Genomic DNA, 14,874 nt, shown 5'->3' with positions numbered 1-14,874 from the left:
TTCGAGCCAGTTTCTGCACTGTTCACGAATCCTCATTAGCCATTTGTGACGGTGCGAACAAGGAAATACTGGCGTTTTGCCGTGGTTTCATTGTCGCCTCGCAACAAGTGGCGGGCGAAAAGCACCGTTCATGCCATAGGGGAGCAAGTGGGATTCTCTCTTGCAACCTGCCTTGCTTCCGTTCTACGGCGCTTTATGTTGAAACAGTGATCTTCATAACGGCAGATTTGAAATTGGCCCATTTATTGACGTTTCGGTTCGTTGCATTTTCCCTTTTGATCGGCGCGCTTTCGTTGGGCAGCATAGCGCCCGCCAGCGCACAGGATAACAAGCCGCAAGCGCAGCAGGCTCCTGCGAGTCAAGCGCCTGCCAGCCAGTCGAACGATGGTGCTCAGGCAGCGCCGGAAGATGGCGACCAGCCTCAGCCGCCCGTATCGGCTATCGTGCAGCAGCAAAAGCCGATCATTGACGATCTGAAGCGGCAGGCCGACAAGCTCAAGGAACAGCTGCAGAAAGCTGAAAACAGCGACGAAGCGCTGGCAAACCTGAAGCTTCAGTTCGACGGACTGTCCAAAAAGCTTCTTGATGCGGGTGTCGCCTTTCGTCCGCGACTGACCGAGATCAATACACGTCTGGAGCAGCTGGGCCCCGCGCCATCGGGCGATGCGACAGAGCCGGGTATCGTGACGGATGAGCGCAAGCGCCTCACCGCCGAAAAGGCGCTGATTAACGCGATGATCGGCGACACGGAAGATACCTCGCTCGGCGTCAACCAGATGTCGGCGAAGATCGGCGATCTGCGTCGCGACCTTTTTGCGAAAACGCTGTCGCAACGCGTCAATCTCGATACCGCGCTCGGCACGGAGGTCGCTTCAGCGGCGAATAATCAGGTCATATCGCTGTGGCGCATCATCCAGTCCTGGTGGCGCTTCGTCGTCACCTTCAAGCTGAACTCGTTCCTGGCAGCAGCATTTTTCGCATTCGTCGGTGCGCTGGTGATCCAGCTCGGTGCGCGGCGTTTGCTTGGTACGCTGTATCAACGAGACCCGACCATCGAGTCGCCGTCCTACCTTAGCCGCCTTCTGGTCGCCTTCTGGTCCACGGTCATTCCGTCTGCAGCACTCGGCGTCTTTCTGGCGACGACCTATTTTTTCCTGAACTATTTCAATGTTCTAAGAACGGACGTTGCGTCGATACTGGAATCGCTGTTCATCGTCCTCGGTCTCGTCTTCTTCATTCATCGTCTGGCCGCTGCCTGTATCAGTCCTGACATGCCGCAATGGCGCCTCGTACCGGTCGCGCCGCGTCCGGGGCGGATTCTGGGCTTGCTGATAACCGCGACAGCGCTGACGACGGGCGTCGATTCTTTTATCGGGACCGTCAACAAGCTACTGTCGTCGCCCTTGTCGCTCACCATGGCCCAAAGCCTGCTGGCGACTGTCATGGTGGGCATTCTCATTCTGGCAATCGCCTTCCTGAAACCCGTCGTGCGGCGGGATGACGAGCGCGTGCGGTCATGGCCGCGTCTCTTCAAGATATTTCTGATCATATTGGGATTGCTGCCCATTCTGGCCGCCCTCTTCGGCTATATCGGCATGGCGCGCTTTCTGTCACAGCAGATCGTCGTGACCGGCGCTTTTCTGGTGACGATGTATCTGGGCTTCCTGACGGGGCGCGCCATTTCCGAAGAACAGGCATTTGCGTCAAGCAAGGTCGGCGCGAGCTTGCGCGAGCGTTTCCACTTTGACGATGCGACGCTCGACCAGCTGGGGCTTGTCGCAGGCATTCTCATCAATCTGGTGGTAGCACTGATCGGCATTCCGCTGGTGCTGATGCAGCTCGGCTTCCAGTGGGCCGAGCTGAAAAATGCATTCTTCAAACTGATGACCGGCTTTGAAATCGGCAATATGTCGGTTTCGCTGATGGGGCTGCTCACCGGCATTTTGCTGTTCGTCATCGGCTATCTGCTGACGCGCTGGTTCCAGAACTGGCTCGACAACAGCGTCATGGCGAGGGGCCGCGTCGATTCCGGCGTGCGCAATTCCATCCGCACGGTGATCGGTTATGTCGGTCTCTGTCTCGCCGCCCTGATGGGCGTCTCGGCGGCCGGGTTCAATATGTCCAATCTGGCGCTGATCGCCGGTGGTCTTTCACTTGGTATCGGTTTTGGTCTCCAGAACATCGTCCAGAATTTCGTTTCCGGTCTCATTCTTCTGGCGGAACGCCCGTTCAAGGTCGGTGACTGGGTGGAAGCAGGCACGGTCAGCGGCATCGTCAAGAAGATCAGTGTGCGCGCAACGGAAGTGGAAACCTTCCAAAAGCAATCGATCATCGTGCCGAATTCGACGCTCATCAACGGCAATGTCGGCAACTGGACGCATCGCAACAAGCTTGGCCGCATCGATATCAATGTTCAGGCTTCCTATACGGAAGACCCGCGCCGTGTGCACACGCTGTTGCTGGATATCGTGCGCAGCCATCCGTCCATTCTCAAGAATCCAGAACCGTTCGTCGCTTTCCAGAGCATGACCGATTCACTGATGGTGTTCGACATCTATGCGCATGTCGCAGACATCACTGCGACCGGCGGCATCAAGAACGAGTTGCGGTTCCAGATCGTGGAGCGCTTCCACGAAGAGGGGCTGCATCTGTCGTCGTCTTCGACCGATCTCGTGCTGGGGCTGCCGGAAATCGAAAAGCTGTCTGAGATCATGCAAAAGGCGCCGACAGCGATGCCAAAGAAAAAGGTGCGCGAAGAGAAGGCAAAGGCAACGGACGACAACGACGATAAAGCGTGATCACGTCTCGTTCAGTTGCAGTTCAGTTTTGTCCTTTTATAAAAGAGCTACGAACGGCGGGTCGTTCTTCGAGGATGGAAGCAAGGCTTGCTTCCATCAGGGTTGTAGAAGCGGGAGCGGTGGAAACACCGAAACGATATGAACGTAATTCAGATCAACAAGTTTGCTACGATCGGTCTTGGCGCAGTCGTCATGCTTGCCGCTTCCATGGGCGGTTCTTACGCCGCCAAGATTTCCAACAAGGACAGCGCCGCGCAGACAATCGTGGTCACCGAAGGTGCTTCAAAGCGCGAGATGGTTGTGGCGCCGGGCGACACTGTCGATTTCTGCGCCGCAGGCTGCTTCGTCACTTTTCCGAACGGCGACCGCGAAGCGCTGACCGGTGATGAGACGATCACCATCACCGGCGGCAAGGCGACGCTGAAATAAGTCTGCCGCATTATTGAATTGAAAAAGCCGGGCGTTGTGCCCGGCTTTTTGTTGGCCTCACCGCTGGCTCAACTGCGCGGCTTGAGGTTTTCCGGGTCGTAAAGCGGCTTATAGCCAACAGACGCTACCTCGACCGGATAGGTTTCGCCGAAATATTCGACGGTCAGCTTGCGGCCTTCCTGACAATGGCTCCATGGCAGATAAGCAAGCGCGATATTCTTGCCGATGGTCGGGCCGAAAGCGACCGACGAGGTGAACGAGCGGCGGCCCAGTTCATCGACCAGCGTTTCGCCGGTTTCCGGCTCCATGACCGGCATGATGCCGACCGGGAAACGGGCGACGCCCTTCGAATCGATATTGTCGGTCATGACCAGCGTGCAGAGCATAGCGGGCTGATGTTCCCGGGCGCGATATTCGACATGTTTGGCCTTGCCCCGGAAATCGGCCTCCTTGACCTTCGGGCGCGCCAGATCCGCTTCAAGGAGATTATACTCGGTCAGCAGGTCGGCGTTCTGAAGGCGCAAGCTTTTCTCCATGCGGCGGGTATTGGCATAGGTTTCGACACCCACGGCAATCGTGCCGGTGGAGCGCAGCGCATCCCAGACGGCGAGGCCATCTTCATAGCGCATATGCAATTCCCAGCCCTGTTCACCAACATAGGAAATGCGGAAGGCGGTCACGTCCTTGCCCGCAATCCTGATCGGCTTGATCGCCGCAAACGGGAAGTTTTCGGCATTGAGACCGTCAGGATTCTCAACGACTTTCTTGAGATTTTCGCGGGCATTCGGGCCCCAGATGCCGATGGTGACATATTTCTCCGTCACATCGGTGATGGTGACGTCAAAGCCCTTATCCTCGGCCACGCGGCGCATGTAATGGAAATCGCGGGGGCCAGCATCGGCACCGTTGATCATGCGGATGCGGTCCGCCATGCGTATTGCCGTGAAATCGGCGCGCACCATGCCTTCATCGTCGAGGAAATGCGTATAGATGCCCTTGCCGATATTGGCGTCGCCGCCGATCTTGGCCGCACAGAGCCATTCCATCAGCTCGACATGGTCCGGGCCTTCAATGTCAACAATCGCGAAATGCGAAAGATTGATGATGCCGCAATTTTCGGTCAGTTCGAGATGCTCGGCATTGGAAACGCGCCAGAAATGGCGGTTGTCCCATTCATTTTCACGCACGGGTACGCGGTCGCCGTATTTTTCCAGCAGGTGTTCATTGGCGGCATAGCCATGCGCACGCTCCCAGCCGCCGAGTTCCATGAAATAGCCGCCAAGCTCCACTTCGCGTTCATAGAAGGGTGAACGGCGGATATTGCGGCCCTTGGAGAAAGGCTCACGGGGATGCACCGCCGGGTTATAAACCTTCATTGCCGTTTCGGTGCAGCGATCCCAGATGAACTGTTCGGTCATCTGGTGCGGATAGAAACGGGAATAGTCGATGGCGTGATGGTCGATGGATGTGCGGCCATCGGTCATCCAGTCGGCAATAAGCTTGCCCATGCCGGGGCCGTCCTTGACCCAGATGGCCACCGCATACCAGAGGCCGCGCACCTTCTGGCTTTCACCCATGGATGGGCCGCCATCGGTGGTGACTTGCAGGAAACCGTTGAAGGAATGGCTTTCATTATAGCCAAGCTCGCCGAGGATCGGGGTCAACTCGATGGCGCGTTCGAGCGGTTCCAGAACCTGTTCCATATCGAGGTCGCGCTGCGATGGCGAAAGGCGCGCTTCGTGCTTTTCCAGAAGATCACGCGGGTGGCAGAGGCGCGGATTGGTCTCTTCGTAATAGCCCCATTCGATCTGGCCGCCTTCGGCGGTCTTCGGATCGCCGGTGTCGCGCATATAGGCCGAATTGCCTTGATCGCGCATCAGCGGCCAGCCGATTTCCTTGCCGGTGCCTTCGAATTCATTATAGGGACCAAAGAATGTCAGCGGATGGTCAATCGGCATGACAGGCAGATCTTCACCGACCATTTCGGCAATCAAACGTCCCCAGAGGCCAGCGCAGATCACCACATAATCAGCTTCAATCGTGCCGCGATGGGTGACAACGCCCTTGATGCGACCGTTTTCGACCAGCAGCGACAGGGCGGGTGTATTGGCAAAGCTCTTCAACTTGCCAGCGGCTTCCGCCTGATCGATCAGTTTGCCAGCAACCGTCTGCGAACGTGGGATGACCAGACCGGCATCCGGGTCCCACAGGCCGCCCTGAACCATGCTTTCTTCGATCAGCGGAAATTTTTCCTTGATCTCTGCCGGTTCCATCAGGCGGGCGCGGGTGCCAAACGCCTTGCCCGATGCGACCTTGCGCTTGATTTCATCCATGCGGCCATCGTCGCCCACACGCGCAACTTCAATGCCGCCGACGCGGGCGTAGTGCCCCATCTTCTCGTAGAAATCGATGGAATAAAGCGTGGTCCAGCAGGAGAGGAAATCGTGGCTGGTTGCATAGCAGAAATCCGACGCGTGGGCTGTCGAGCCGATATCGGTCGGAATGCCCGACTTGTCGATGCCGACGATGTCGTCCCAGCCCCGTTCGATCAGGTGGTGCACGACGGATGCCCCGACGATGCCGCCGAGCCCGACGATTACGACCTTCGCCTTCTTAGGAAACTCTGCCATTTTATGTGACCCTGGTTGGTATTTGACAGAACCATAATCGCTGACGGGGCAGGATATTTGCCTTTATACGACATATTCGCTGCCTGACACGACTGCGTCTGCCACCGGGCAAAGCCGGGGTTTTTCGCAACAAGCCTGTTCTGCAAGCGACATGCCGGTACGAGCGTCACCCGATCTTGCGAAACTGATTCCGAAAGATGCTTTACGATGCTGATTTTCTTAGTCTTTTACACGAGGATCGGACTGCTTCATCCAGCGGGCATTCGATCTGTCGCAATGATCCAGCCTATGCTGCGATGAGCATTTTGCGATCTGCGCGTTCCTGCTGCGGCGAGCGTCCATAGAGTTCGCGATAGCATTTGGAAAAATGCGACGCGGAAACGAAGCCGCATGCCACCGCCACTTCCACGACCGGCATCGACGACTGCAAAAGCAGGTGCCGTGCCCGGTCGAGGCGGATTTCCAGATAATAGCGAGCCGGAGAGCGTCCCATTTCCTGCCGGAACAGGCGTTCAACCTGACGGCGCGACAGGCCGATCGTATGGGCGACATTGATCAGCGCCTGCGGCTCGGAGAGGTTGGCTTCCATCATCTCGATGATGGTCAGGACTTTCGAGTTCTGGATGCCGAGGCGCGCACGCAGCGGCAGACGCTGCCGGTCTTGCGGGCTGCGGACGCGGTCGGTCAGCGCCTGCTCGCAGATTTTGTTGACCAGATTGGCGTCGAAATCATCGCCGATCAGCTTCAGCATCATGTCGAGCGAGGCTGTTCCGCCTGCGCAGGTATAGATATTGCTGTCGAACTCGAACAGGTCGGCGTAGACTTCCGCCTTCGGAAACGCCTCGGCAAAGCCCGGCAGGTTTTCCCAATGAATGGCGCAACGCTTGCCGGAAAGGAGGCCGGCTGCCGCAAGGATATGCGCGCCGGTGCACAGGCCGCCGACCGCGACGCCGCGGTTATATTCTTCGCGCAGCCAGGCGAAGACCGACTTGTTGCGGAATTCCTCGACATAGACGCCGGAACAGACGAACACCATGGACGGGCGCTGCTCGCGTTGCAGATAGCGTCGCTCGTCTTCCAGCGAGGCATTGGCGGCGCAAACCACGCCGTTCGATGCCGTTACGGGCTGGCCATCCGCCGACGTCAGACGCCAGCGATAGGCTTCGTAACCGAGCATGCGATTGGCGATGCGTAACGGCTCGATGGCGGTCGCAAACGCGATCATCGAGAAGTTCGGCACCAGAAAAAAGACAATAGACCGCTTAACCGATGAAGCCTGGTTCATAACCGGACCGTTCCCACTTTATGAAGCACGCGCTGCGGTTCCCGACGCGGCGATGCTTCCGTCTCCGTCACGACTGCGGGGCCTGTTTTTGCCCCGCTTTTTGCCGGTCGCTATCAGACCGGCGATCCCGGTATCATTGCCCGCAAACACTAGGGGAGGGCAATGACGCAAACGGGACAGTGCTTTATTGAGACACAGAACGGTTAGGTTGCAAAGTGCGGCTAAATGCCTGCCGCGAGAAGGTATTTTCATGTCGTGAAAATGAGGGCGAGACAGGCTAGCCCTCATTCGAAAAGAGATATTTGTCGCAAATCAACCGTTGCGGAGCGTGTTGGCGCGCGTGGGTTGGCTCGGGCGGGTCATCGGAAGGCGGTCGTCGATTGCGGGCCAGCCGATGTCCTGCCGAATATGTTCCGGCAAATTCTGGATCGAGAGGCGCGTGCGAGCAATTTTGCGGTCGAGCATCCACTGTTCGATCTGGCTTCTTATTTCAGAGTGGGCCTGACGCAGCCATATAAAGATCGAAGGCGATTCCGACGTCGCTGAACGACGATCGCGGGCTGCTGTCTGGCTTAGGGCTTGGCCCATAGTTTGGCATTGTGCGGTCATTTTCGGTCTCCTCGGGGCGAGAATGGATTGGTTTGAATGCCTGCTGCAGCGGGATGGGTGTTTTCAATGTGCTTAATGTGCGCTGTGCTTGACGTTCAATCAAACGAAATATAAAAAGGCTTAAGATCAGAAAATTTGATTTATCATCACCGGAGTTCCGTCATGACAGCGCCCGTCCAGCATCCTTTGCCAATGCTCGATATCGATGTCCTTCGCACCTTTGTGGCGATTGCGGACACGGGCAGTTTTTCATCCGCAGCCAATGCGGTGTTTCGCACGCCATCGGCCGTATCGATGCAGATCAAGAAACTTGAAGAGCAGATCGGCGTCGCCGTGTTTGACCGCGATGCCCGTTCGGTGACGCTCACCAGCGATGGCGAAGTTCTGCTCGGTTTTGCGCGTCGCCTTCTGGCGCTCAATCGTGAAGCGGTTTCGAAATTTGTCGCGCCGACCGTCACAGGCGTGGTGCGGCTGGGCTCGCCCGACGATATCGGCGAATGTGTTTTGCCGCTCGTCTTGAAGCGCTTTGCCGAAACCCATCCCGGTGTGACCGTCGATGTGGTGATCGATCAGAGCAGCAATCTGCGCAAGCGCTTGGATGAACGGCGTCTCGATGTGACGCTGGTGAACATGTCGCATACGGTGCCCGGCAAGGGGGACACGGAAGTTCTGCTCGATGAGGAACTCGTCTGGGCCGGGGCGAAATGTGGAACGGCTTATCGTCGCGATCCGCTACCGCTTTCCATCTGGGAAGAGGGCTGCGCCTGGCGCGGCAATGCTCTGGAAGCGCTTGAAAGCTCGGGGCGTCCCTATCGCATCGCTTATATGAGTTCGCATTCTACCGGGCAGCGCGCCGCCATCATGGCCGATCTCGCCATCGCGCCTTTCGCGAAGACCTTGCTTGGCGAAGGCATTGTCGCGCTGGGTTCGGAACATGGCCTGCCGGAACTGGGGCGCTATCAGCTTGGCATGATCATAAAGCCGGAAGCCGGACCACATATCCATGCAGTGGCGGAGAACTTGCGCAATGTGTTCGAAGCTTATCGTCGGACGGGCCGCTTCGAGACTTTTCGTTCTTGCTGATACATCTCACAAGAACTTGTGGGTCTAAGTAATCCCGTCTCTTGTCAGGCCGAAATGTTGCGCTAGATTTCCTCTGTGACAGCCGGATGAAACGGCTTCATGGCCAGCTGACAGAGGCGGGGTCCGGGGTGGGCCGATGGAATGCTGGCGCGATACAAGCATGTGTGCCCATTGGTTTGGGCTGTAACGACATCCTTATCGGAGAGACCGCTATGAAACTGACCCGCCTTGTCCCGGTTGCTATTGTTCTCTGTGCCTTCACACTGGCTTCTTGCGCCAATACGGTTCGCGGCGTCGGACGCGATGTAAAAGGCACTGCAAATGCCGTTCAGGAAACGGTTGAATAAAAGGTTTTAAGCAAAAGGCCCGGGATATGCTCCCGGGCCTTTTTAGCGATGCGCTTTATGGCGCGTTGACCAGAAAATAACCCACCTGCATCTGCATATCCGGGCGTGTTTTATAAGCGATGCTCGTCGTGAAGATGCCCGTCGTCGGCACCGCGATATCGGCATTCGCCAGAAGATTCGCGATGTGGGCGTTGGGCGTCGCGTCGCCAAACCACATAACCAGAATTGGCGCTGTGATTTGCTTGGCCCCATCGGGGGTTTCCGGGTGGACAACTTTCAGCGACGGATCGAAGAGCCGGAAATTGCCCGGTATCTGCGCGTTATCCGTCACGATGGTCCTGAAATGTCCGTGGCTGCTGATTTCCGTATAAAGCTGACGATAATCTAACTGCCCGTAAGGCGGCGTGCTGGAACCATAGACCAGATAATAGGACAGAACCGGCGGAACCAGCAGCGCAACCAGCGCGCCCATTGCCGCATATTCGATGACTGGGCGCTTGCCGATACGGAAGCGCTCCAGACGAAATGCCAGCACAGCCGGCAACAGAAACAGCACTGGCTGAAGCCAGCGGTCCTTCACGTCATTGGCGCCGGTTGCAACGACGCCGACGAAAACAACGAGCAAGCCGACAAGCACGAGGCGACGCATGAATGTCTCGCCGGGCGTGTAGGGCGTGGTTGGCTTTGTGCGCTTTTTGTAATGGATCAGCGCGATGATAGCCGCGATTGCCAGGGCGAGCACAGAGAACAGGAAGGCAGCTTCGACGAAGCTTTCAATGCCGTTCAGCCGGTCGAAGATCGGATTGCCCGATGCGCCCATCTGCAACTTGCCGGAACGGGCGATGACGCTCGATTTGTGCGCGAACATCCATGTTGCCGTCGGTCCGACACAGATCGCGAAGGCAAGCAGCGTGACAGCCGAAAGTTTCGACAGCAGCACAGTTCGATATTCGGGAACTGAAAGCCCGGTTATGATCACCATGATGAGGAAGAACGACGCGTTGAACTTGCCCAGAAGTGCAGCGGTCATGGCAACGCCAAGAAGGGCAGCCGAAATAACGCTGCGCTTGCGCATATGCCAGGCAAAGGCCAGGAAGGTCCATCCGCAACCGGCCGTGCCAGCCACCGAATGGGTCAAGGCGCGCTGCGATTCCCAGCCGATTTGCGGAATGAGAAACAGGCCGAGCATGCTGGCCGAGGCCACGGGGCGCGAAAACCCTAAAAGCCGCATCGCGCCAAAGACGCTGAGGAACAGGCTTGCCAGCATGCCGAACTTCACGATCTGAAGCGTCAGCATCGACGTGCCCAGCACGGAGGCGGCAAGATTGGTCGTCCAGGTATAGAGTGGTGGCTGCGAACCGCCATAGCCCCAGTCGAGATAGCCTATATTGGCGAGCTGTTCCGCGTCATCGAGCCCGGCACCGTTGGAGATATAAGTCACCAGAACGGCCTGAAGCACGAAATAGCACACTATAAAAAGAACGGCCCAAGGCAGTCCCAATATTTCTTTGTCTGCGGTAGACGCGGTTTGTCTTAATGCGGTCAAGCTTGAAGTCCCGATGCTGAACGAAATGCCCGGATGGGCGCAAACAGGCTGCTACATGTCACAGGATTATGTTCGGATTTCAATCCGGGCAGCGCCAATCAATCGAAATATGAGGACAATATTTGATAAAATTTTCGTTTACGGCAAAAACCGCGCTGCCTTTCGGCGCACGGTTTTGCCAACTACGCATGGCAATCTCACCGGACTAAACGCTGGTGAGAGATACATAAAGCTCCGGTACGCAATACCAGATCCGGAGCATCGAGAGAGGTTCAGCCTGTCTCGAGCTCCTTTTTATCCGAACATCGTTACCGTACGGTTAGCAGACGATTAAGCAAATCTAAACATTGCCTTTTTTGGGCAAGTTTTTCACGGATGTGATGTTTTTTTACTTGGCGTCGGATTTTGCCCGCAAATGATTGATGATGCCGGAGAAATCTTCGCCACCATGACCTTCACCGTCGAAAAGCGCGTAAATCGCTTCGGCATGGGCACCAAGCGGCGTTTCCGCGCCCGCACTTTTCGCCGCTTCCTGCGATAGCTTGAGGTCTTTCAACATGAGTGCTGCGGCAAAGCCCGGTTTGTAGTCGCGATTGGCGGGGGAGGTCGGCACCGGCCCCGGGACAGGGCAATAAGTGGTGAGCGACCAGCATTGGCCCGACGAGGTTGAGGCCACGTCGAAAAGCGCCTGATGCGAAAGGCCGAGCTTTTCGGCCAGCACGAAGGCCTCGCTGACGCCGATCATCGAAATGCCGAGAATCATATTGTTGCAGATCTTGGCGGCCTGTCCGGCTCCATCGCCGCCGCAATGCACAATCTTGCCAGCCATTGGCTTGAGGATCGGTTCGCCACGCTCGAAGGCCTTGTCGCTGCCGCCCGCCATGAAAGTGAGTGTGCCTGCGGCTGCACCGCCGGTGCCGCCCGAAACCGGCGCATCGATGGAGAGGTGACCGTGGCTGGCAGCGAGAGCATGCGCCTTGCGTGCTGAATCGACGTCAATCGTGGAGCAATCAATGAAAAGCGAGTCTTTACGGGCCGTAGGCGCGATTTCCTCATAAACGGCGAGAACATGCTTTCCTGCGGGTAACATTGTGATAACCGCGTCCACATCGGTCACGGCTTCCGCCGCGCTCGCGGCGATCTGCAATCCATTGGCGCGGGCTTCTTCAAGATGCTGCGGCAACAGATCGAAACCGCGCACCGTATGTCCGGCCTTGACCAGATTTGCCGCCATCGGGCCGCCCATATTGCCGAGGCCGATGAATGCGATAGTGGCCATGTTAAACTCCTCCGTATAAGTGCTGTTCAGCGCCCGATCATATGCCTTGCAATGATCACGCGCATGATTTCGTTGGTGCCTTCCAGAATCTGGTGCACGCGCAGGTCGCGGACCAGTTTTTCGATCCCGTAATCGTGAAGGTAACCATAACCGCCAAAAAGCTGCAGCGCTTCATTGGCGACATTGAAGCTCGTGTCGGTTACAAATCGCTTGGCCATCGCCGACCATTTGCCAGCATCGTGGGTTTTGCGGTCGAGCTTGCTGGCGGCGGCGTAAAGCAGCAGGCGCGCTGCCGAAAGTTCCGTTTCCATGTCCGCAAGGCGAAACTGGAGAGCCTGAAAACGGTCGATCGTTTGTCCGAAGGCTTTGCGTTGACCGCAATATTCCAGCGCCTTGTCGAGCGCGGATTGTGCGCCGCCAAGCGAACAGGCACCAATATTCAGACGTCCGCCATCGAGACCCGCCATGGCGATCTTGAAGCCGGTGCCTTCATCGCCAAGCCGATTTTCCACCGGCACGCGACAGTTGTCGAATATGACCGTCCGCGTCGGCTGGCAGTTCCAGCCCATCTTGTATTCATTGGCACCAAACGACAGGCCGGGTGCATCTTTCGGCACAATGAGGGTGGAAATACCCTTCGGGCCGTCCTCGCCGGTACGCACCATGGTCACATAGATATCTGTCTCTCCGGCACCGGAAATAAACTGCTTGGCGCCGTTGATGACATATTGATCGCCGTCCCGCGTCGCACGGGTGCGAAGGGCGGCGGCGTCCGAGCCGGACCCCGGTTCGGTCAGGCAGTAGCTGGCAAGCCAGTCCATCGATGTCAGCTTGGGCAGAAACTGCTGGCGTTGCGCTTCGTTGCCGAATGTGTCGATCATCCACGCAGCCATGTTGTGGATTGAAACAAAGGCCGAGAATGACGGGCAGGCGGCTGCGAGCGCTTCGAAAATAAGCACTGCATCCATGCGTTTCAGCGCTGATCCGCCAACATCTTCGCGGACGTAAATGCCGCCCATGCCGAGCGATCCGGTCTCGCGGAGTGTTTCAACCGGGAAATGCTTGTCGCGGTCCCATTGCAGCGCGTGAGGTGCAATCCGGTCGCTGGCGAAGCCGCGCGCCATCTCCTGAATGGCAAGCTGTTCTTCATTCAGCTCGAACTGGTTTTGTTCGGCAGCATCCATGGTTTCCTCCCTCAGCTTTGAAAGTTGAGTACCGCTCCTCTGTTGTGGACTAGAGCATAAGACCGGATAGCTGCCAACGCTCCATTGGAATAATCTTGCTCACATTTGTAATAAACTGATGCGCATTTTTGCATAGAAGGTGTGTCGTTGAACGCTTCGGATGTGCTGTGAAGCATAGGCTGTGAGCCAGATTGCCATGGCTTGTTGTTTCGGCTAGGCAGGGCGCATGGTACGGGCAATTATGTTTCAGGGAACGGGGTCTGATGTCGGCAAGAGCGTGCTTGTCGCGGGGCTCTGTCGTGTGGCGCGCAATCGCGGATTGAAAGTCCGCCCGTTCAAGCCTCAGAACATGTCGAACAATGCTGCTGTCAGTGACGACGGCGGCGAAATCGGTCGTGCCCAATGGCTACAGGCACTGGCGTCGGGCGTGCCATCCTCGGTGCATATGAATCCCGTGCTGCTGAAGCCACAGACGGATATGGGCAGCCAGATCGTGGTGCAGGGCCAGGTGCGTGGCGAAGCGCGCGGGCGCTATTATCAGGAATTGAAGCCGCAACTGATGGCGTCAGTGATGGAGTCCTTTTGCATCGTCAGCGATGGTGCCGATCTCGTGCTGATCGAAGGGGCGGGGTCGCCTGCCGAAATCAACCTTCGGGCGGGCGACATTGCGAATATGGGTTTCGCAACGCAGGCAGATGTGCCGGTGGTGCTGGTCGGCGACATTGATCGGGGCGGGGTGATCGCCTCTCTGGTCGGAACCCATACAATTTTGTCTAACGAAGACCGCGCCATGGTGCGCGGTTTCATCATCAACAAGTTTCGTGGTGATATTTCTCTGTTCGATGACGGGCTGGAAGCGATCGAACGCTTCACCGGCTGGCGCTCGTTCGGTGTGGTTCCGTGGCTAAAGGCGGTTTCCAGATTGCCTGCCGAGGATTCGGTGGTTCTGGAGCGCGCCGTGCGCAGTGCTGACAAGGCGCTAAAAGTTGCGGTGCCGATGTTGCCGCGCATCGCCAATTTTGACGATCTGGACCCGCTGAAAGCCGAGCCTGCGGTGGAGGTGGTCATGGTGCCGCCCGGTACGTCTCTTCCGCCCGATGCCGGGCTGGTTGTACTGCCGGGAACGAAATCCACGATCACCGATCTGCTGGCTTTCCGTGAAAACGGTTGGGATCGCGATCTGGTACAGCACGTGAAGCGGGGCGGACATGTGCTGGGTATCTGCGGCGGGTTTCAGATGCTGGGGCGCAGCATCCATGACCCGCACGGGATAGAAGGGCAGGTACGCGAAGCAGAAGGGCTGGGGCTGCTCGATATTGAGACGGTCATGGAGCCTGAAAAAGTCGTCCGCAATGTGAAGGCGACTTCGCTGCTCTATGATGCGCCGCTCGAGGGATATGAAATTCATGTTGGCCGCACGACAGGTGCGGATATGTTCAGGCCTTTCGCGCGCATCGGGGATCATGATGACGGTGCCGTATCTGCCGATGGCCGCATTATGGGCACTTATTTGCATGGTGTTTTCGGTGCGGATCGTTTCCGGCAGCAATTTCTCGCAGCGCTGGGTGTTGAGGGCGGGATAGGCAATTACCGCCTGAGCGTCGAAGCGGCGCTGGATGAACTGGCGGAAGGGCTGGAAGCCTGTCTCGATATCGATGCGTTGTTTTCGCTGATCTGACGCAAC

11 protein-coding genes are annotated in these 14,874 nt (G+C 57.3%); 5 read left to right on the top strand and 6 right to left on the bottom strand.

Features of this window, described 5'->3' with window-relative positions; all coding sequences use genetic code 11:
* Positions 1–233: 233 nt before the first annotated feature.
* Both FIC94_RS04685 and FIC94_RS04680 read left to right on the top strand, forming a co-directional pair.
* Entirely contained in the window at positions 234–2,798 is a 2,565-nt protein-coding gene (locus FIC94_RS04685; RefSeq protein ID WP_140024127.1) for a mechanosensitive ion channel family protein, read from the top strand.
* Positions 2,799–2,936: 138 nt separating this feature from the next.
* On the top strand, positions 2,937–3,227 hold the full coding sequence (locus FIC94_RS04680) for a hypothetical protein (RefSeq protein WP_109369303.1): 291 nt from the start codon (positions 2,937–2,939) through the stop codon (positions 3,225–3,227).
* A gap of 68 nt (positions 3,228–3,295) precedes the next feature.
* Here the strand turns inward: FIC94_RS04680 and FIC94_RS04675 are convergent, their stop codons facing one another.
* The 3 genes from FIC94_RS04675 to FIC94_RS04665 form a co-directional block, all read right to left on the bottom strand.
* Entirely contained in the window at positions 3,296–5,857 is a 2,562-nt protein-coding gene (locus FIC94_RS04675; protein WP_140024125.1) for a GcvT family protein, read from the bottom strand.
* Between the two features lie 286 nt (positions 5,858–6,143).
* Entirely contained in the window at positions 6,144–7,142 is a 999-nt protein-coding gene (locus FIC94_RS04670; RefSeq protein WP_109369301.1) for a GlxA family transcriptional regulator, read from the bottom strand.
* 312 nt (positions 7,143–7,454) lie between these two features.
* A complete protein-coding gene (locus tag FIC94_RS04665; RefSeq protein WP_140024123.1) occupies positions 7,455–7,751 on the bottom strand; it encodes a DUF1127 domain-containing protein in 297 nt (98 codons plus the stop codon).
* 162 nt (positions 7,752–7,913) lie between these two features.
* Between FIC94_RS04665 and FIC94_RS04660 the strand changes: the two genes are divergently transcribed.
* Both FIC94_RS04660 and FIC94_RS04655 read left to right on the top strand, forming a co-directional pair.
* A complete protein-coding gene (locus tag FIC94_RS04660) occupies positions 7,914–8,834 on the top strand; it encodes a LysR family transcriptional regulator (protein ID WP_109369299.1) in 921 nt (306 codons plus the stop codon).
* Positions 8,835–9,046: 212 nt separating this feature from the next.
* Positions 9,047–9,181 carry an entericidin A/B family lipoprotein gene (locus FIC94_RS04655; RefSeq protein ID WP_010659830.1) on the top strand — a complete coding sequence of 45 codons (135 nt, stop codon included), beginning with the start codon at positions 9,047–9,049 and terminating at the stop codon, positions 9,179–9,181.
* Between the two features lie 55 nt (positions 9,182–9,236).
* Here the strand turns inward: FIC94_RS04655 and FIC94_RS04650 are convergent, their stop codons facing one another.
* From FIC94_RS04650 to FIC94_RS04640, 3 genes are all read right to left on the bottom strand, one after another.
* Positions 9,237–10,622, bottom strand: coding sequence for an ArnT family glycosyltransferase (locus tag FIC94_RS04650; RefSeq protein ID WP_235891953.1), 1,386 nt, complete (start codon positions 10,620–10,622; stop codon positions 9,237–9,239).
* Between the two features lie 493 nt (positions 10,623–11,115).
* The gene (gene mmsB, locus FIC94_RS04645) at positions 11,116–12,006 is read right to left on the bottom strand and encodes a 3-hydroxyisobutyrate dehydrogenase (protein ID WP_140024119.1); all 891 of its coding nucleotides are present in this window, start codon (positions 12,004–12,006) and stop codon (positions 11,116–11,118) included.
* 26 nt (positions 12,007–12,032) lie between these two features.
* Complete coding sequence (locus FIC94_RS04640) at positions 12,033–13,190, bottom strand: isobutyryl-CoA dehydrogenase (protein ID WP_140024117.1); 1,158 nt, start codon at positions 13,188–13,190, stop codon at positions 12,033–12,035.
* A gap of 226 nt (positions 13,191–13,416) precedes the next feature.
* Here FIC94_RS04640 and FIC94_RS04635 point away from each other — a divergent pair, with 226 nt between their 5' ends.
* A complete protein-coding gene (locus FIC94_RS04635) occupies positions 13,417–14,868 on the top strand; it encodes a cobyric acid synthase (RefSeq protein ID WP_140024115.1) in 1,452 nt (483 codons plus the stop codon).
* Positions 14,869–14,874 lie beyond the last annotated feature (6 nt).

Source organism: Ochrobactrum teleogrylli (assembly GCF_006376685.1).
In the GTDB taxonomy this organism is placed as follows: domain Bacteria; phylum Pseudomonadota; class Alphaproteobacteria; order Rhizobiales; family Rhizobiaceae; genus Brucella; species Brucella teleogrylli.
Note: the sequence above shows the minus strand (reverse complement) of the source record. Positions and strands in the feature narration are given on the sequence as shown.

Excerpts from the sequence above, each read along its gene's own strand:
- FIC94_RS04680 (WP_109369303.1), top strand. The coding sequence starts at position 2,937 with ATGAACGTAATTCAGATCAACAAGTTTGCTACGATCGGTCTTGGCGCA.
- FIC94_RS04675 (WP_140024125.1), bottom strand. The coding sequence starts at position 5,857 with ATGGCAGAGTTTCCTAAGAAGGCGAAGGTCGTAATCGTCGGGCTCGGC.
- FIC94_RS04670 (WP_109369301.1), bottom strand. The coding sequence starts at position 7,142 with ATGAACCAGGCTTCATCGGTTAAGCGGTCTATTGTCTTTTTTCTGGTG.
- FIC94_RS04665 (WP_140024123.1), bottom strand. The coding sequence starts at position 7,751 with ATGACCGCACAATGCCAAACTATGGGCCAAGCCCTAAGCCAGACAGCA.
- FIC94_RS04660 (WP_109369299.1), top strand. The coding sequence starts at position 7,914 with ATGACAGCGCCCGTCCAGCATCCTTTGCCAATGCTCGATATCGATGTC.
- FIC94_RS04655 (WP_010659830.1), top strand. The coding sequence starts at position 9,047 with ATGAAACTGACCCGCCTTGTCCCGGTTGCTATTGTTCTCTGTGCCTTC.
- mmsB (WP_140024119.1), bottom strand. The coding sequence starts at position 12,006 with ATGGCCACTATCGCATTCATCGGCCTCGGCAATATGGGCGGCCCGATG.
- FIC94_RS04640 (WP_140024117.1), bottom strand. The coding sequence starts at position 13,190 with ATGGATGCTGCCGAACAAAACCAGTTCGAGCTGAATGAAGAACAGCTT.
- FIC94_RS04635 (WP_140024115.1), top strand. The coding sequence starts at position 13,417 with ATGGTACGGGCAATTATGTTTCAGGGAACGGGGTCTGATGTCGGCAAG.